The sequence below is a fragment of the Roseateles sp. P1_C6 genome (assembly GCF_056406315.1).
In genome coordinates this window covers 1-16,579 of sequence record NZ_JBFUAK010000012.1, presented here as the reverse complement: position 1 = coordinate 16,579, position 16,579 = coordinate 1, and the positions used below count along the sequence as shown (strand labels likewise).

16 protein-coding genes are annotated in these 16,579 nt (G+C 69.7%); 10 read left to right on the top strand and 6 right to left on the bottom strand.

The annotated features are described in order from the left end of the window. Positions 1-99 precede the first annotated feature (99 nt). Positions 100-333: a DUF2805 domain-containing protein gene (locus AC1D29_RS24220; RefSeq protein WP_477902299.1), complete on the bottom strand. Its 234-nt coding sequence runs from the start codon at positions 331-333 to the stop codon at positions 100-102. 16 nt (positions 334-349) lie between these two features. Then, positions 350-745, bottom strand: a complete 396-nt coding sequence (locus tag AC1D29_RS24215; RefSeq protein ID WP_477902297.1) for a DUF2177 family protein — start codon at positions 743-745, stop codon at positions 350-352. 173 nt (positions 746-918) lie between these two features. On the opposite strand from AC1D29_RS24215, the gene AC1D29_RS24210 reads away from it, so the two are divergent. Both AC1D29_RS24210 and AC1D29_RS24205 read left to right on the top strand, forming a co-directional pair. Then, positions 919-1,683, top strand: coding sequence for an alpha/beta hydrolase (locus AC1D29_RS24210; protein WP_477902295.1), 765 nt, complete (start codon positions 919-921; stop codon positions 1,681-1,683). Then, a complete protein-coding gene (locus AC1D29_RS24205; RefSeq protein ID WP_477902293.1) occupies positions 1,680-3,473 on the top strand; it encodes a RecQ family ATP-dependent DNA helicase in 1,794 nt (597 codons plus the stop codon). Before AC1D29_RS24210 ends, AC1D29_RS24205 begins: the two co-directional genes overlap by 4 nt. A gap of 120 nt (positions 3,474-3,593) precedes the next feature. Here the strand turns inward: AC1D29_RS24205 and AC1D29_RS24200 are convergent, their stop codons facing one another. Then, positions 3,594-4,856: an acyl-CoA dehydrogenase family protein gene (locus AC1D29_RS24200; protein ID WP_477902291.1), complete on the bottom strand. Its 1,263-nt coding sequence runs from the start codon at positions 4,854-4,856 to the stop codon at positions 3,594-3,596. Positions 4,857-4,968: 112 nt separating this feature from the next. Between AC1D29_RS24200 and AC1D29_RS24195 the strand changes: the two genes are divergently transcribed. Beyond that, positions 4,969-6,957, top strand: coding sequence for an acyltransferase family protein (locus tag AC1D29_RS24195; RefSeq protein WP_477902289.1), 1,989 nt, complete (start codon positions 4,969-4,971; stop codon positions 6,955-6,957). A gap of 11 nt (positions 6,958-6,968) precedes the next feature. Here the strand turns inward: AC1D29_RS24195 and AC1D29_RS24190 are convergent, their stop codons facing one another. Then, positions 6,969-8,960 (bottom strand): monovalent cation:proton antiporter family protein, encoded by a 1,992-nt coding sequence (locus AC1D29_RS24190; protein WP_477902287.1) that lies wholly within the window; start codon positions 8,958-8,960, stop codon positions 6,969-6,971. Between the two features lie 109 nt (positions 8,961-9,069). Between AC1D29_RS24190 and AC1D29_RS24185 the strand changes: the two genes are divergently transcribed. From AC1D29_RS24185 to AC1D29_RS24155, 7 genes are all read left to right on the top strand, one after another. Continuing rightward, positions 9,070-10,368 carry an Ig domain-containing protein gene (locus AC1D29_RS24185; protein WP_477902285.1) on the top strand — a complete coding sequence of 433 codons (1,299 nt, stop codon included), beginning with the start codon at positions 9,070-9,072 and terminating at the stop codon, positions 10,366-10,368. A gap of 214 nt (positions 10,369-10,582) precedes the next feature. Continuing rightward, a complete protein-coding gene (locus AC1D29_RS24180) occupies positions 10,583-11,854 on the top strand; it encodes a Glu/Leu/Phe/Val family dehydrogenase (RefSeq protein ID WP_477902283.1) in 1,272 nt (423 codons plus the stop codon). A gap of 146 nt (positions 11,855-12,000) precedes the next feature. Beyond that, positions 12,001-13,050 carry an ABC transporter substrate-binding protein gene (locus AC1D29_RS24175; RefSeq protein ID WP_477902281.1) on the top strand — a complete coding sequence of 350 codons (1,050 nt, stop codon included), beginning with the start codon at positions 12,001-12,003 and terminating at the stop codon, positions 13,048-13,050. Further along, a complete protein-coding gene (locus AC1D29_RS24170) occupies positions 13,047-13,631 on the top strand; it encodes an SCO family protein (protein WP_477902279.1) in 585 nt (194 codons plus the stop codon). Before AC1D29_RS24175 ends, AC1D29_RS24170 begins: the two co-directional genes overlap by 4 nt. A 136-nt stretch (positions 13,632-13,767) precedes the next feature. After that, positions 13,768-14,205: a cupredoxin domain-containing protein gene (locus tag AC1D29_RS24165; protein WP_477902277.1), complete on the top strand. Its 438-nt coding sequence runs from the start codon at positions 13,768-13,770 to the stop codon at positions 14,203-14,205. After that, positions 14,202-14,969: an ABC transporter permease gene (locus AC1D29_RS24160; protein ID WP_477902275.1), complete on the top strand. Its 768-nt coding sequence runs from the start codon at positions 14,202-14,204 to the stop codon at positions 14,967-14,969. Before AC1D29_RS24165 ends, AC1D29_RS24160 begins: the two co-directional genes overlap by 4 nt. Beyond that, complete coding sequence (locus AC1D29_RS24155) at positions 14,959-15,735, top strand: ABC transporter ATP-binding protein (RefSeq protein WP_477902273.1); 777 nt, start codon at positions 14,959-14,961, stop codon at positions 15,733-15,735. The genes AC1D29_RS24160 and AC1D29_RS24155 overlap by 11 nt, the downstream gene beginning before the upstream one ends. Here the strand turns inward: AC1D29_RS24155 and AC1D29_RS24150 are convergent. Continuing rightward, positions 15,725-16,168 (bottom strand): OsmC family protein, encoded by a 444-nt coding sequence (locus AC1D29_RS24150; RefSeq protein WP_477902271.1) that lies wholly within the window; start codon positions 16,166-16,168, stop codon positions 15,725-15,727. The two genes, AC1D29_RS24155 and AC1D29_RS24150, sit on opposite strands and share 11 nt — an antisense overlap. A 201-nt stretch (positions 16,169-16,369) precedes the next feature. Continuing rightward, positions 16,370-16,579, bottom strand: a 210-nt coding sequence (locus AC1D29_RS24145; protein ID WP_477902269.1) for an IS3 family transposase, incomplete at its 5' end; no start/stop codon positions are given.

Below are 16,579 nucleotides of genomic sequence, written 5' to 3'. Positions count from 1 at the left end.
CTCGACGCGGGCTTCAACGAGGGCGTCACGCGGCGTGTCGGCATGCGAGCCGACAACGAAGAGGCAGGCGGGCAGCGCGCGGCGCGCGCGAAGCTGGCGTCAGCGGCCGTGCGGCCAGGTCGCCTTGGAGGCCGGACCCTTGGCCGTCTTGCTGCGCGCGGCCCACAGCTTGTAGGCGGGCGGCGTCAGCTCGCGCTTGAGCAGCGCGACGAGTTCGCCGTGGCCGATGCCGTGTTCGATCAGCACGCGCCGGTAGGGCGGCTTGTCGTCCCAGGCGGTGGCGATGACGCGCTTGATTTCTTCGGGGGTGAGTCGGGGTGCGGTCTTGGCCATGCGCGCATTGTCGGCTTCAACCGAAGCGCTGCGACACCCAGGCGGCCGTCGCGCCAGCAGCGGTGCTGGCGAACGTGCCCCAGGCCGTGTCCACCAGCGCCAGCTTGACCGGCCACTGGCGCAGCGTGGCCATGTTGGTCAGGTCGTAGACACCGTAGGCCACCAGGCCCACCAGCGCCGCGCGCGCAACCTGCGCGGCGAAGGGCTGGCCGCTCGGGTACAGCGCCAGCGCCACCAGCGCGGCGGGGTAGGCGAAGTAGAAGGCCAGCGCCGGCGCCCAGCGGATCTGTTCGACCATCTGCGCGCCGATCTCTTGGCGGTAGAAATCCTTGGCGAGCACGCCCAGCCACAGCGCGTCCAGCACGCCCATGACGATCAACGCGGCGAGGTAGGGCTTGAGGGCGACATTCATGGCGACCGCGAGTGTGCCCCGCGCTGCCCGGGCGCGCGTGTAGGAAGGCGCCGCACGACGCCGGCGCCGGTTTTTGTCCTACAGCGGCTGTCGCTGCAGGCTGGCACCAGGCCATTGCCGCGCACCGCAGCATCGGGTCACCCCAACGCAAACCCGGCACCGCCGCCACGGCCATGACCACCACCACGCTGCCACTGCCTGCCAAACCCGTCCTCGCACCGCACCGCCGGCCCGCGCTGTCGCTGCTGGCCACGGAACCCGCGCGTGCCACGCTCGAGGCCTTGCAGGCGCTGACCCACTGGCGCACGACACCGAAGCAGGTCGGCCAGGGGCGCACCGTCGTGCTGTTCCCCGGGTTGGGCACGGACAGCCTGTCGCTGTGGCCGCTGCGTCGCCACCTGGAACGCGCCGGCTTTCGCGCGCTGGATTGGGGCCAGGGCGTCAACCGCGGCCCGCAGGGCGACGTCGACGCCTGGCTGGACAAGCTCGCCGAGGCCGTGCACGAGCGCATCGCGCCGTCGGACCAGGCCAGCCTCGTTGGCTGGAGCCTGGGCGGCTTCTACGCCCGCGAGCTGGCCAAGCGCCTGCCCGAGCGCGTGCCGCACGTCATCACCATCGGCACGCCGTTCAGCGGCGGGCCGGAGGACACCAACGTCGGCTGGCTGTTCCGCCTGCTGAACGGCCGCCGTGCCGAGGAGCACAGCGCGCTGCGCGACCGCCTGGCCGAGCCGCCGCCCGTGCCCACCATCTCGCTGTACAGCCGCAACGACGGCATCGTCTCGTGGGAGGCCTGCAAGCACACCACCAGCTGGCCGCTGGCGCGCGACATCGAGGTGCAGGCCAGCCACATGGGCATGGGCTGGAGCCCCGAGGTGCTCAAGCAGGTGACCGCGCTGCTGGCCATTCACCGCGGCAACGCCGGCAAGGCGGCCGCGTGACCACGGCCGTCATGACGGCCGCCGGGCGCGTGCTGACCCCACGCAGCGGCCCGCGCGAGGACTCGCCGGCGCCCGCGCCGCTGCCCGATAAGCTGCCCCCGCGCGAGCCCGTCACGCCGGTCAAGCTGCGCAGCACCTTGAAGCGCGTGTTCGGGCTGCGCGCGCTGCGCCCCGGCCAGACCGAGGTCATCGAGCGCGTGCTGGCCGGGCAGAACACGCTGGCCGTCATGCCCACCGGCGCCGGCAAGTCGCTGTGCTACCAGCTGCCCGCCGTCTTGAGCGACGCGCTGACCGTCGTCATCTCGCCGCTGATCGCGCTGATGAAGGACCAGTGCGACGCACTCAGTGCGCGCGGCGTGATGGCGGTGCAGCTGCACTCGGGGCTGGACGGCAACCGCCGGCTGGAGAACGAGGCGCTGCTGACGCGCGGCGCCGTGCGCGTGCTGTTCACGACACCCGAGCGCCTGGCCGACCCGCGCACGCTGGGGCTGCTGCAGGAGCAGCGCGTGGGGTTGCTGGTGGTGGACGAGGCGCACTGCATCTCGCAATGGGGCCACGACTTCCGCCCGGCGTTCAGCGCGCTGCGCGACGCCCGACGCGCACTGGGCCGCCCGCCGGTGCTGGCGCTGACGGCCACCGCGTCAGACGTGGTGCAGCGCGAGATCGCGCAGGCGCTGGACATCCCGCGAGACGGTGTGCTCAGCCACGGCGTCTACCGGCCCAACCTGCGCCTGGCCGTGGAGCTGCCGCAGACGGAGGCGCAGCGGCGCGAGTTCATCCTGCGCCGGCTGCAAGCCCTGGCCGGCACGCCGGGCAGCGCCATCGTCTACTGCGCCACCGTGCGCGAGGCCACTGCGCTGCACCGCCAGCTGCGCGAGGCCAATGTGGCCGCCGGGCTTTATCACGGCAAGCTGCCCGCCCGGGACCGCACGGCTGCGCAGGAGGCCTTCATGCGCGACGAGCACCGCGTCATGGTCGCCACCAACGCCTTCGGCATGGGCATCGACAAGCCCGACATCCGCCTCGTGCTGCACGCGCAGATGCCCGCCTCCATCGAGGCCTATGTGCAGGAGTTCGGCCGCGCGGGCCGCGACGGCGAGCCCGCGGATGCCGTGCTGCTGTTCCGCGAGGGCGACCGCGCACTGCAGCAGTTCTTCGCCAGCGGCCACACGCCGTCGCGCGAGGAGCTGAGCACCGTCTGGCGGGCGCTGGCCAGCCACACGCCGCAGCGCGGCTGGCTGCCGGCCGCGCTGGCCGAGGTGGCCCGGCTGCCGCAGCGGCGCCTGTCGCATGCGCTGGCGGCGCTGCGCTCGGTGCGTGCGCTGCGCGGCAGCGAGGCCGCCGGCCTGCGCCTGGCCACGCGCCGCGATGCCGACGCGGTCATCGACGACGCCGAAGCCGCCGCGCTGCAACGCCAGCAGACCGGCCGCGACGGCCTGGCGGCGATGGTGCTCTACGCCAAGGCCGGCAACTGCCGCTGGGCCGGCGTGCTCGCGCACTTCGGCGAGACGCTGGAGGACGGTGAGGCGCGCTGCGGGCATTGCGACAGCTGCCGGCGCTTCGAGGCGTTGCGGGCGGCGGAGCGCGAGGCACCGGCCGAGGCGCCGGTCGCCGCGTCCAGCTCGCCGACACCCGCTTTCGAACCGGGCCAGCGCGTGCGGGTGCGCCGCTTTGGTTGGGGTCTGGTGCTCGACTGCACCGCCGACGCCGTGCGCATCGCCTTCCCGCGGCACGGCGAGCGCGACATCCACCCGGATTTTGTGAGCTCCTCGCCCGGTCTCACCCGCTGAACGCGGGGTGAGCCCAGTCGGTCCCCCGAGGGGACGGCGATGCTTGCGGCTTCGAGCCGCAAGCACATCGCCAGCGCGGGCCGGCTTGGGGCGGCCCGGCGCTCGGCCCGCAAATCTGCGTCAGCTGCCACGCGTCACTGGCATGTGCACCTTGTCGGCCGGCAGCTTCATGTGGCTGGCCAGTTCCAGCTTGGCCAGCGAGTTGCGGTGCACCTCGTCCGGGCCGTCGGCCAGCCTCAACGTGCGCTGGTGCGCCCACATCATGGCCAGCGGCGTGTCCTGCGACACGCCCGCGCCGCCGAAGACCTGGATGGCCCAGTCGATGACCTGCAAGGCCATGTTGGGCGCGACGATCTTGATCATCGCGATCTCGGCCTTGGCGACCTTGTTGCCCACCGTGTCCATCATGTGAGCGGCGCGCAGCGTCAGCAGGCGGGCCTGGTCGATCATGCAGCGCGACTCGGCGATGCGCTCCTGCGTGACGGTCTGCTGCGCGATGGTCTTGCCGAAGGCCGTGCGGGCGATGGCGCGTTCGCACATCAGCTGCAGCGCGCGCTCGGCGGCGCCGATGCTGCGCATGCAGTGGTGGATGCGGCCCGGGCCAAGGCGACCCTGCGCGATCTCGAAGCCGCGGCCTTCGCCCAGCAGGATGTTGGCGACCGGCACGCGCACGTTCTTCAGCTCGACTTCCATGTGGCCGTGCGGCGCGTCGTCGTAGCCGAACACGGACAGCGGGCGCAGCACGGTGATGCCGGGCGTGTCGGCCGGCACGACGATCATGGACTGCTGCTCGTGGCGGCCGGCGTCGGTGTTGGTCTTGCCCATGACGACGTAGACGGCGCAGCGCGGGTCGCCGGCGCCACTGCTCCACCACTTGCGGCCGTTGATGACGTAGTCGTCGCCATCGCGCTCGATGCGGCATTCGATGTTGGTCGCGTCGCTGGACGCCACGGCGGGCTCGGTCATCAGGAAGGCCGAGCGGATCTCGCCGCGCAGCAGCGGCTCCAGCCACTTGTCCTTCAGCGACTCGGACGCGTAGCGCTCCAGCGTCTCCATGTTGCCGGTGTCGGGGGCCGAGCAGTTGAAGACCTCGGGCGCCCAGAACACGCGGCCCATGATCTCGCACATGGGCGCGTACTCGAGGTTGGACAAGCCCTCGGGGGCGCGCGCCGACTTGGGCAGGAACAGGTTCCACAGCCCCGCCGCGCGGGCCTTGGGCTTGAGTTCCTCGATGACCTTGGTGGGCACCCAGGGGTTGCCGGCACGGCGGTTGGCCTCGACCTCTTCCAGGTAACGCCGCTCGTTCGGGTAGATGTGCTCGTCGAAGAAGGCGAGCAGGCGTTCGCGCATCTGCGCGACCTTGGGGCTGTAGTCGAAGTTCATCGGGGTCTCCGTGTCCTAGGGCTGCAGTGTCGGGCAGCACGCCTGCGCGGCCTGTCACCCATGCATCAGGGCCTGCGGCCCCGGCGGCGGTGCAACGCAACAATGCGCCCCCATGCATGCACGCCTCTCGAGCGCCTCCGTCGACATGGCCCACCGCTGGGACATCCAGGCCCTGCGTGGCCTGGCGATCCTGCTGGTGCTGTTGCACCACGCGCAGCACGGCTGGCTGCCGGCCGGCTACCTGGGCGTGGACATCTTCTTCGTCATCTCGGGCTTCCTGATCACGGCGCAGGTGCTGCGCGGCCAGGCCGAGGGCAGCTTCAGCCTGCCGATGTTCTACGCGCGCCGCGCGCGGCGGCTGCTGCCCGCGGCCTATGTCGTGCTGGCGCTGACGGCGCTGGCCTCGCCCTGGCTGCTGAGCCCGCTGGAGCAGCGCGACTACACCGCGCAGCACTGGGGCGCCCTGGGCTTCGTCAGCAACATCGTGCTGTGGCTGCAGGCCGGCTACTTTGGCGTCGCCGCGGAGCTGAAGCCGCTGCTGCATTTCTGGTCGCTGTCGCTGGAGGAGCAGTACTACCTGCTGCTGCCGGCGCTGCTGCTCATCACGCCGGCGCGTGCGCATGCGGCGGTGCTCGTCGCGCTGGTGCTGGCCAGCTTTGCGCTGGGCCTGGCCTGGCAGGCGCGCGATGCGTCGGCCGCCTTCTACCTGCTGCCCATGCGCGCCTGGGAGCTGGGGCTGGGGTCGCTGGGGGCGTGGGTCGCACAGCGCGGCCTGGCGCCGCTGGCAGCGCACTGGCGCTGGCCGGCGTCACTGTTGTTGCTGGCCCTGCCCACCTGGCCGCTGCCGGCTGTGTGGTCGCTGGGTCACCCGGGCTTCAATGCCTTGGCCGTCACGGTGGCCACGCTGGTGCTGCTGTGCGTGCGGGCGCCAAGCCTGCAGACACCGACCGCATTGCGCCCGCTGGTGCGGCTGGGCGACCTGTCTTATTCGCTGTACCTGCTGCACTGGCCGCTGATCGCCTTCGTCAACAACGCCTGGGTGGGCCCGGCCGGTGACCCGGCGCTGAGCGGCCCGCGCTGGGGCGCCGTGCTGCTGGCGCTGCTGCTGGCCGCGGCGCTGTGGCGCGGCGTGGAGGTGCCGACGCGGCGCATGGCGCTGCGGCCACGCGCCTGGCTGGCCTGGGCGGCGCTGACGCTCACGCTGGCCGGCCTGCCGCTGCTGGCTGAACGCCTGCGCGGGCCCGAGCCGCTGGACGACACCGCCGCGCGCGCACCCAACCACGGCTTCTCGCCGCGCTGCGACCAATGGCAGCAGTTCGCCGCGCTGCCCGAATGCCGCGATGCCGAGGCGCCGCGCTGGGCGGTCTGGGGTGATTCCTACGCGATGCACCTGGTGCCGGGGCTGCGTGTGCTGGCGCCGGGACTGCTGCAGGCCACGCAGTCGTCCTGCGGCCCGCTGCCGGGCCTCGCGCCGTGGCGCGCCGACGCGGCGGAAGGGGCCAGCCTGACACGGTCCTGGGCGCAGCAATGCGAGGACTTCAACCGCTCGGTGCTGACCGCCCTGGCCCGGCAGCCGCAGGTCGAGGTGGTGCTGCTGTCCAGCCTGATGACGCAATACCTGGAGCCCGACGCGCAGCTGCTGCGCTTTGCCCCGGACAGCGACGCGGCGCTGTCGCAGCAGGCCAAGGCCCAGGCCTTTGTCGACGCCGTGCGCCGCACCGCGCAGGCGCTGCGTGCGCAGGGCAAGCGCGTGCTGTGGGTGGCCCCACCGCCGGCGGGGGACTTCGATGCCGGTGCCTGCCTGGCGCGCACCCGGGCCGGCCGGCCGAGCCTGGGCGCACCGCCCGACTGCCGCATCGACCGCCAGGCCCAGCCGGTCGCGCGACAACGGGCCGCCGCGGTGCTGGACCGCATCGAGCGCGAGGCCGATGTGCCGGTGCTGCGGTTCGAGCCGCGGCTGTGCGACGACCGCTGGTGCCGCACGGCCGACGTGGACGGGCTGGCGCTGTACCGGGACGGCGGCCACCTCAGCGTGGCAGGTTCGGCGCGGCTGCTGCCGCAGCTGGGCGACCGCGCTGCCTTCGACCGCCTGGCGCGCTGAAATCCGGCGGTTCAGCCCCGCGTCAGCGCGTCCTCGGCCAGCGCCAGCGCGGTGGGCGTGCCGCTGAGCACCAGCGTGTCGCCGCCGGCCAGCTTGACGTCGTCCTGCCCGGTCACGGCGGCGCCGCTGGCCCGGCGCAGCGACACGACCGCCACGCCCATCGCATGCAGCGCCAGGTCGGTCAGCGGCTGACCGGCCAGCGGCGAGGCCGTGGGCAGCGTCACGGACGCCAGCCGCGCCTGCTCGACATCGTCGGCGTCGTCGTCGGCGCCATGGAAGTAGCCGCGCAGCAGACCGTAGCGCTTGTCGCGGGCGTCGCGCGTGATGCGGATGACGCGGCGCATCGGCACGCCCACCAGCGCCAGCGCGTGCGAGGCCAGCATCAGCGACCCCTCGATGGCCTCGGGCACCACCTCGGTGGCGCCCGCGCCCTTGAGCCTCTCCAGGTCGCTGTCGTCGATGGTGCGCACGACCACCGGCACGCGCGGCGCATGGGTCTGCACGAGGTTGAGGATCTTCAGCGCCGACGGCGTGTCGTGATAGCTGACGACCACCGCACTGGCGCGCGCCAGGCCAGCGGCCATCAGGCTCTGCACCTTGGCCGCGTCGCCGAACACGACGCTCTGGCCCGCCGCCGCCGCCTGGCGCACGCGGTCGGGGTCCAGGTCCAGCGCCATGTAGGGAATGCCTTCGCCCTCCAGCAGCCGCGCCAGGTTCTGGCCCGAGCGGCCGTAGCCGGCAATGATGACGTGGGCCTCGGTCTTGATGGACTTCTTGGCGATGGACGTCAGCTGCACGGACTGCATCAGCCAATCGCTGCTGGACAGCTTCATGACGATGCGGTTGCTGTACATGATGAGGATGGGCGTGGCCAGCATGGACAGCACCATGCTCGCCAGCACCGGGCTCACCCATTGCGCGGCGATCAGGTGGTGCTGGGCGCCCAGCGTCAGCAGCACGAAGCCGAACTCGCCCGCCTGGGCCAGGTACAGGCCCGTGCGCAGCGCCACGCCGGGCGGTGACTTGAACAGCCGCGCCAGACCCGCGATCAGCGCGAACTTGGCGCCCACCGGCAGCGCCGTCAGGAGGATGACCAGCCACCAGCTGTCCACCAGCGGCCGCCAGTCCAGCTTCATGCCGATGGTGATGAAGAACAGGCCCAGCAGCACGTCGTGGAAGGGCCGGATGTCGGTCTCCACCTGGTGCTTGTATTCGGTCTCGGCGATCAGCATGCCGGCCACGAAGGCGCCCAGCGCCAGGCTCAGGCCCGCATGCTCGGTCATCCAGGCCAGGCCCAGCGTGACCAGCAGCAGGTTGAGCATGAACAGCTCGTCGCTCTTGCGCCGCGCCACCAGCGTCAGCCACCAGCGCATGACCTTCTGGCCGCCGTACAGCAGCAGGCCCAGCAGCACGGCCGCCTTCAGCCCGGCCCAGGCCAGCGCCTCGGCCATCTCGCCGCCCGTGCTGTTCAGCGCGGGGATCAGCACCAGCAGCGGCACCACGGCCAAGTCCTGGAACAGCAGCACGCCCATGACCAGCTTGCCGTGCGGGCTCTCCAGCTCCAGCCGCTCGGCCATCAGCTTGACGACGATGGCCGTCGAGCTCATCGCCATCGCCGCGCCCAGCACCAGCGCGCCCTCCCAGCGCAGGTCCCAGGCCCGGCCGAGCAGCGTCAGGCCGGTCATCAGCAGCACGTTGCCCAGCAGCGCGCCGCCGATGGTGAGCACCACCTGCGCCATGCCCAGCCCGAACACGGCCGTCTTCAGCGCGCGCAGCTTGGGCAGGTTGAACTCCAGCCCGATGGCAAACATCAGGAAGACCACGCCGAATTCCGCCAGGTACTGGATGCTGGCCGAGTCATGGGCGAAGGCGAGGGCGTTGGGCCCGATCACCACGCCCACGGCCAGGTAGCCCAGCATCGGCGGCAGCTTCAGCAAGCGGCAGACCACCACGCCCAGCACGGCGGCGACGAGATAGAGCAGGGCGAGGTCCAGGGATGTCACCGGGCGATGGTAGAGCGCGTTCCCCGCGTTCAGAGGGGGCGCCGCGAATCTGGCCTTCCTCGCTGGCAGACTCGCCCCCCTCCAATAGATAAGACCTGGGAGGGTTTTGATGCTGCAGATCCGCACGCGTGGCGTGGTTCTTTGTCTCTTGTCGAGCATCCTGGCGGCCTGCGGCGGCGGGGGTTCCGGAGGTTCCGCACCCAACCAGCCGACGATGTCGGGAACCTACGACGTCAGCGCCGCCGCCGAGGTGCTCGTTCCAGCCAGCGTGACCGCTGTCGCACCGTCACTGCCTGGTGGCCTGAAGTGCACGTACTCGAGCGGCAATCTGCCTCCCGGCATGACCATGGCCGGCGATTGCAGCCTGGCAGGCACGCCCACCCAGCCCGGTCGCTTCGATTCGCAGCTCTCGGTGACGGCCGCCGGCTACAACGGCACCGCCACCGTCAGGCTCAGCGTCGACATTGGCGGCCCTGCGCTCGCCGTGTCCGAACCCGCCGAGGCCCGCATGCTGAGCGGGGTGGATGCAAATGCACGCGCCTACTTCCAAGCCGCCGGCATGTTCAGCACGCGTCCCTCGGACGTCAGCAATTTCACCGTGACCGCAGGGAAACTGCCCGCCGGGCTCTCGCTGGACGCGAAGACCGGCGCGTTCACGGGAATCCCCCTGCAAACGGGCGACTTCGAGGTCACCGTGTCCGCCACCCTGGACCGCGGCGGTCAACGCCTGACCCTCCTGCCCGTCACCCGCAAGTTCACGGTGGGCGTGCCGGGCATCAACTACAGCTACTACGGCTCGTTCATCGACGCCATCTACATGGGCGAGTTGAAGCCCGCCATCCCGGCCGGCCCGTCTGCGCAAGCGCTCAGCCCCTACCGGCCGGTACGTTTCGAGTTCATTGGAACGGCGCCGCCGGGCTTGAGGGTCGACCCGGACACGGGCGTCATGACGGGCACCGTCGATACCGCCTTCCAGGCCAGCTTCGCCGTTCGCGTTTCGCTGGCGACTCCCGATGGACTTCAGTATTCGGTCGACACCGCACCCGTGGAAATCCGCGTCAACGGCGTGCTGCCCATCTATGACCCGCGCGACTGCGAGACCGTGCCCAGCGGCATCTGCTATGCGTCTTTCCGGCTGGGTCAGGTCTACAAGGGCAGCAACGTGTTCATTCCACGCACGATGTTCCAGGGCCAGGCGGGTGACAGCTACACCTACGAAATCCTGCCGCCCCTCGATTCAAGCACCCTGCCAACCTGGGCCGTCGTGAACCCGACGACCGGCGTCGTCTCGATGACGGTGCCCGACGACGTCGAGCGCCGGACTTACGGCCTGCGGCTGAAGGTGACGACGCAGCGCGGCGGCAAGAGCTTCTCTTCCGTCCAGACGTGGAGCTTCTCGATCGGCTAGCGCCGTCACTGGCCGCCTCCGCCAGGCAACACGAAACCCGGCCCCGGCCGGGTTTTTTCTTGCTCGCAACGGTCCCGTGGTCGTGAATTCCGGCACCCGAAACCGATGCCATGCATTGCGTGCATGAGCGCATACGCACTTGGCTAGACAAGTCGTGGCGGGAAAGCCGGCCTTCGCGCTACCGTTCGGCCCACTAAAAGTTACGGAGCATTTCATGCCCAACCTGTCGTTTGTTTCGCCCACGCGCAACAGCCCGTGGGGAACCTATCTGTCCCAGATCGACGCCGTGGAGCCCTACCTCGGCAACCTGGCCCGCTGGGTCGAGACTCTGCGCCGCCCCAAGCGCGCGCTGATCGTGGACATCCCCATCGAGCTGGACAACGGCAGCATCGCCCACTTCGAGGGCTATCGCGTGCAGCACAGCCTGACGCGCGGCCCGGGCAAGGGCGGTGTGCGCTACCACCCGGACGTGACGCTGGAAGAAGTGATGGCCTTGTCGGCCTGGATGACGATCAAGAACGCCGCGGTGAACCTGCCCTACGGCGGCGCCAAGGGTGGCATCCGCGTCGACCCCAAGCTGCTCAGCCTGAAAGAGCTGGAGAAGATGACCCGCCGCTACACCAGCGAGATCGGCATCATCATCGGCCCGCAGCAGGACATCCCCGCGCCCGACGTCAACACCAACGGCCAGATCATGGCCTGGATGATGGACACCTACTCGATGAACACCGGCGCCACGGCGACTGGCGTCGTCACCGGCAAGCCCATCCCGCTGGGCGGGTCCCTCGGCCGCGTGGCCGCCACCGGCCGCGGCGTGTTCGTCGTGGGCCGCGAGGCGATGCGCCGCCTCAACATCGACATGGACGGCGCCCGCGTCGCCGTGCAGGGCTTCGGCAACGTCGGCTCCATCGCCGCCAAGCTGTTCGCCGCCAACGGCGCCAAGATCGTCTGCGTGCAGGACCACACCGGCACCATCCTGAACGAGAAGGGCTTTGACATGCAGAGCCTGCTGGACCACGTGGCCACCTACAAGGGCGTGGCCGGCTTCGCCGGTGCCGACAAGATCGACAACGACAACTTCTGGGATGTGAAGAGCGACGTGTTCATCCCGGCCGCGCTGGAAGGCCAGCTGAACCAGGAACGCGCCGGCCGCATCCAGACCCGCCTGGTGCTGGAAGGCGCCAACGGCCCGACGACGCCCGACGGCGAAGCCGTGCTGGCCGACCGCGGCATCGTGGTGGTGCCGGACGTCATCGCCAACGCCGGCGGCGTGACCGTCTCCTACTTCGAATGGGTGCAGGACTTCTCGTCCTTCTTCTGGACCGAGGACGAGATCAATGTGCGCCTGGACAAGATCATGATCGGCGCCTTCAAGCACATCTGGGAAACCAGCGAGCAGCACAAGATCACGCTGCGCACGGCCGCTTTCACGGTGGCCTGCACGCGGGTGCTGCAGGCGCGCGAGGAGCGCGGGCTCTACCCGTAATCTCCGCGGGCTTGCGCCATCCGACCGCCGCCAGTGGCCGCAAGGCGCCTGGCGGCGGCTTCGTTTCGACGTAGGTAAGTAGGCACAATTCGGTCAACCCGCATGGACAGCCCGCATGAAGTCGGCAAAGTCATGCGGCTGTGGCCATGACTCCCGAACTGCCTGAATCCCCATCCGCCGGCCCCGCTCACCTCGACCGCCGGCAACTGCTGCGCGGCGCGCTGGCGTCGGCGCTGCCCGCGCTGGGCCTGCCCGCAGCCGCGGCCTCCGGCCCGTTGATCGTCGGCGGCCTGCCGGTCACCTGCAATCTGACACTGCCCATCGCCTGCACGGCGCGCGCCACGGCCAACAAGGCGAGCGGCAGCAAGGCCTTCGAGTTCGAGTACAGCAAGTACAACGGCTGGCCCGAGATCAAGGAATCGCTGATGACGGGCCGCATCCAGGCGGCCTACATGCTGGCGCCGCTGGTCATGGACCTGGCGGACAAGAAGATTCCCGTCAAGATCGTCTCGCTGGGCCATCGCTCGGGCGCCGTCATCATGGTGCGCACCGATTCGCCGCACAAGAAGTTCAAGGACCTGACCGGCAAGCGCATCGCCATCCCCAGCCGCTTCGCGGTGGATTTCCTGTTCCTGCGCAAGATGCTGGCGCAGGAAGGCATGACGCCGAAAGACATCGAGATCGTCGAGATGCCGCCGCCGGACATGCCGGCCGCGCTGTTCGCCAAGGCCGTAGACGGCTATTGCACCGGCGAGCCCTTCGGCGCCGCGGCGCAGCGCGCCGGCTATGCCCGGCCGCTGCGCATGACGCGCGACGAGTGGCGCAACTACATCTGCTGCGTGCTGACGGTGCGCGAGGAGCTGATCAAGGAGAACCGGCCGCTGGTGCAGGACCTGGTCAACCACGTGCAGGGCGCCGGCAACTGGCTGGACCTGCAGCAGGCCAACCGCGAGAAGGCCATCCAGATCGCCGCCGGCCGCAAGTTCTTCAACCAGGATCCCAACATCCTGCGCTTCGTGATGGAGAACCCGACCGACCGCGTGACCTATGGCGACCTGCGCATGATCCGCGCCGAGTTCGACGAGCTGATGCAGCTGTCCATCGAGGCCGGCACCTTGAAGCAGCCCGTGGCCTACGAGAAGTACGTCGACGACAGCTTCGTGAAGGCGGCCAAGGCCGCGGCCATGCCGATATGAGGCGGCGCGCGTTGCTGCTCGCCGCGCTGCCGCTGCCCAGCCTGGCAGCCACGCCGGCCGCGCCGCGCCTGAAGGCCGGCGTCTTCGACCCGGCTCAGCCCGCCCCCGAGTTCACGCTGAAGGGCAGTGACGGTGCCGCGCTGAAGCTGGCGCGCTTCAAGGGCAAGCTGGTGCTGCTGGTGTTCGGCTTCACGAACTGCCCCGAGGTCTGCCCGACGACACTGGCCACGCTGGCCCAGGCGCGCAAGGCATTGGGTGGCGACGCGAACGACGTGCAGGTCGTCTACGTGACGGTGGACCCGGCGCGCGACGACGTGGCGCGCATCCGCCAATACCTCGCCGCCTTCGACCCGACCTTCATCGGCGGCACCGAGGCGCCGGACAAGCTGGCCGAGATGCGCAAGCGCTACGGCGTCGTTGCCGAGAAGATCGCGTCCCCTCAGCCCAACGCCTATGGCATGAACCATTCGACGTCGGTCTGGCTGATCGACCGGGCCGGCATGCTGCGGGCCATGATGCCCTACGGCCACGAGGCCAAGGACTTCGTGCACGACCTCAAGCTGTTGCTGGCCGCGCGATGAAACGCCTTGTCCAAGGCCGCCCTTGGCCGGCCCCCCGGGAGGATGGCGATGCTTGCCGGATTGACCGGCAAGCACACCGCCATGACGGGCCGGCCTGGGCGCGGCCCGCAGGCTGCCTGCGGCACGGACACCTGACGTGAAACGCCTGCTGTGGCTCCTGCCGGTGATCGCGCTGGCGCCACTCGCGTGGGCCGCCTTCGCGCCGATTCAGCTGCCCACCCGCGACGAGCTGTTCGAGATCCCGCCCGGCACCTACGCGCGACGCATGGCTGGCGACAAGGTCGAGATCCTGCCCGACCGCATTGACCTGACGCTGGGCCTCAACGACCAGCTGCTGCTGCGCAACCATGACGATGTGCCGCAGCAGTTCGGCCCCGTGCTCATCATGCCGGGGCAGAGCTTCAGGTTGCCCTTCGAGGTCGCGTCGACCTACAGCTTTGCGTGCAGCGCGCACGCCAGCGGCCAGATGAGCGTGGTCGTCGCGCCCACGCCCGAGCCCGGCTGGCAGCGCCTGCAATGGCGCTGGCGGCACCGCCACAAAGCCTTCACGAAGAACCCGGAGACCGCTGCTTGAACTGGAACTCACGTCTGGCCCGCGTGCTGCCGCCGCTGGCGGTCATCGCCGTCCTCATCGCCGCCTGGTGGGGCATCGTCGTCTACACCCAGAGCCCCATCTTTCCGACGCCCTGGGCCGTCACCACCGGCACGCTGGAGCTGGCCGAGGACGGCACGCTGTGGGAGCACATCGGCTCGTCGCTGTTCCGCGTCGGCATCGGTTTCGGCCTGGCCATGCTGGTGGGCATCCCGCTGGGCCTGTGGATGGGCTGGGTGAGCGGCGCCTACCGCACCTTCAACCCCATCTTCCAGATGCTGCGGCCGATCTCGCCGATCGCGTGGATCCCGCTGGCCATCCTGTGGTTCGGCGTTGGCGACGTGTCGCCCATCTTCCTGATCTTCATCTCGTCGGTGTTCCCGCTGATCGTGCAGACGACCTCGGGCGTGCACACCATCGACCGGCGCTACCTGCGCGCGGCGGCCAACTTCGGCGTGTCGCGCAGCGTCATGTTCCGCCGCGTCGTCATCCCCGCCGTGCTGCCGGAAATCATCATCGGCATGCGCATCGGCATCGGCGTGGCCTGGCTGGTGGTCGTGGCCGCCGAGATGATCGCGCTGCGCTCGGGGCTGGGCTACCTGATCATGGACTCGCGCAACGCCGGCAACCGCTACGACCTCGTCATCGCCAGCATGATCCTCATCGGCGTCATCGGCCTGATGCTGGACGGCATCACCCGGCTGCTGGAAAAACTCAAGACCGTGCGTTGGCGCTATGTCAGATAACAAGACCCCCAAGATCGCCGTCAGCGGCCTGACCAAGAGCTTCACCGCCGCCAAGGGCGGCCAATTGCCGGTCATCCAGGGCGTGGACTTCGAGGTCGCCGAAGGCGAGTTCGTCGCCATCGTGGGTCCGTCGGGCTGCGGCAAGTCGACGTTGATGAACATCCTGGCCGGCTTCGAGAAGCCCGACGCCGGCAGCCTGCTGATCGGCGGCCAGCCCCACCCCGGCCCCAGCCCGCAGGGCATCGTCATCTCGCAGTACGGCTCGGTGTTCCCATGGCTGACCGTGCAGCAGAACCTGATGTTCGGCCTGACCGGCCAGCGCCACGGCGACGATGCCGAGCGCGTCAAGCTGGCCGACCACTACGCCGCGATGGTGGGGCTCAAAGGCTTCGAGGGCGCCTACCCTCACGAGCTGTCGGGCGGCATGCTCAAGCGCGTGGAGCTGGCGAGGGCCTTCATCGTCAAGCCCGAGATCCTGTACCTCGACGAGCCCTTCTCGGCGCTGGATGCGCTGATGAACCTGCGCATGCGCAACGAGCTGCTGCGCATCCTGGCGGAGGAGAAGCACACGGTGCTGCTCATCACCCACGATGTCGACGAGGCGCTGTACATGGCCGACCGCATCCTCGTGCTGTCGCCGCGGCCCACGCGCATCCAGGCCCGCTTCGAGCTGGACATGCCGCACCCGCGGCGGCTCATCAGCGCCGAGATGGATCAGCTGCGCGAAGCCATCCTGAAGGAGCTGGGGCTGGACCTCAACCCTTGAGCACGGCGCCCGTGCTGTCCAGCACGCGCAGCGTGACAGGGATCGCCGGCGCCACGCTCTGCGTGACGGTGCAGTAGTCCTCGAAGGTGTCCAGCACCCGCTGGATGTGGCCCAGTTCGGCGGCGGCCTTGCCCAGGTGCAGGTCCACCGCCAGGCCCTGCACGCGGTTGCGGCCCCGCTCGTTGCGACCCACCGTCGCCTTCACCTCGGTGCGCAGCGGCGACGGGTCGTCCTTGTACTTCTGGCAGGCAAACCACAGCGACGCGCTCAGGCAGTTGCCCACGGCCGAGGCCAGCAACTCCACCGGGTCGGGACCCAGGCCCGTGCCGAACGGCACCGGCTCATCGGCCAGCAACACCGGCAGGTCGGGCGCGTAATGGTGTTCGAACTGGTAGCCCTGACGCTGGATCAGGGTGACGCTGGGTTGGTCCATGAAGGGCTCCGTGAGTTGGAGGTAGTTGATAACAAAGTATCGAACTGGAGGTCAATGTGTCGAACCGGCAGCCGATCAGAGAGGTGCCGCTGATGTCAATGTTTCGAACAAGGCGACGCAGATTTGAGCCACGCCGACAACGCGCTGACTTTCAGGTGAAAGTGAACCGCCCCGGCAATCGCGGAGGCCTATTGGTTTAAGTCAGACGGTCGCGGCCTGACCAGCGCGTTGTCGATGGTAGTTGGCCTCGAACTCGGCCGGCGGGATGTAGCCCAGCGGCTCCATCAATCGGTGGTGGTTGAACCAGGCCACCCATTCCAGCGTGGCCAGCTCCACCGCCTGCTTGGTCTTCCACGGCCCGCGCCGATGGATCACCTCGGCCTTGTAGAGGCCGTTGATGGTCTCGGCCAA

What these genes read in the sequence shown, in the direction of transcription:
- AC1D29_RS24220 (WP_477902299.1), bottom strand. Translation starts at nt 333, where the DNA reads ATGGCCAAGACCGCACCCCGACTCACCCCCGAAGAAATCAAGCGCGTC.
- AC1D29_RS24215 (WP_477902297.1), bottom strand. Translation starts at nt 745, where the DNA reads ATGAATGTCGCCCTCAAGCCCTACCTCGCCGCGTTGATCGTCATGGGC.
- AC1D29_RS24210 (WP_477902295.1), top strand. Translation starts at nt 919, where the DNA reads ATGACCACCACCACGCTGCCACTGCCTGCCAAACCCGTCCTCGCACCG.
- AC1D29_RS24200 (WP_477902291.1), bottom strand. Translation starts at nt 4,856, where the DNA reads ATGAACTTCGACTACAGCCCCAAGGTCGCGCAGATGCGCGAACGCCTG.
- AC1D29_RS24195 (WP_477902289.1), top strand. Translation starts at nt 4,969, where the DNA reads ATGCATGCACGCCTCTCGAGCGCCTCCGTCGACATGGCCCACCGCTGG.
- AC1D29_RS24185 (WP_477902285.1), top strand. Translation starts at nt 9,070, where the DNA reads ATGCTGCAGATCCGCACGCGTGGCGTGGTTCTTTGTCTCTTGTCGAGC.
- AC1D29_RS24180 (WP_477902283.1), top strand. Translation starts at nt 10,583, where the DNA reads ATGCCCAACCTGTCGTTTGTTTCGCCCACGCGCAACAGCCCGTGGGGA.
- AC1D29_RS24175 (WP_477902281.1), top strand. Translation starts at nt 12,001, where the DNA reads ATGACTCCCGAACTGCCTGAATCCCCATCCGCCGGCCCCGCTCACCTC.
- AC1D29_RS24170 (WP_477902279.1), top strand. Translation starts at nt 13,047, where the DNA reads ATGAGGCGGCGCGCGTTGCTGCTCGCCGCGCTGCCGCTGCCCAGCCTG.
- AC1D29_RS24155 (WP_477902273.1), top strand. Translation starts at nt 14,959, where the DNA reads ATGTCAGATAACAAGACCCCCAAGATCGCCGTCAGCGGCCTGACCAAG.
- AC1D29_RS24150 (WP_477902271.1), bottom strand. Translation starts at nt 16,168, where the DNA reads ATGGACCAACCCAGCGTCACCCTGATCCAGCGTCAGGGCTACCAGTTC.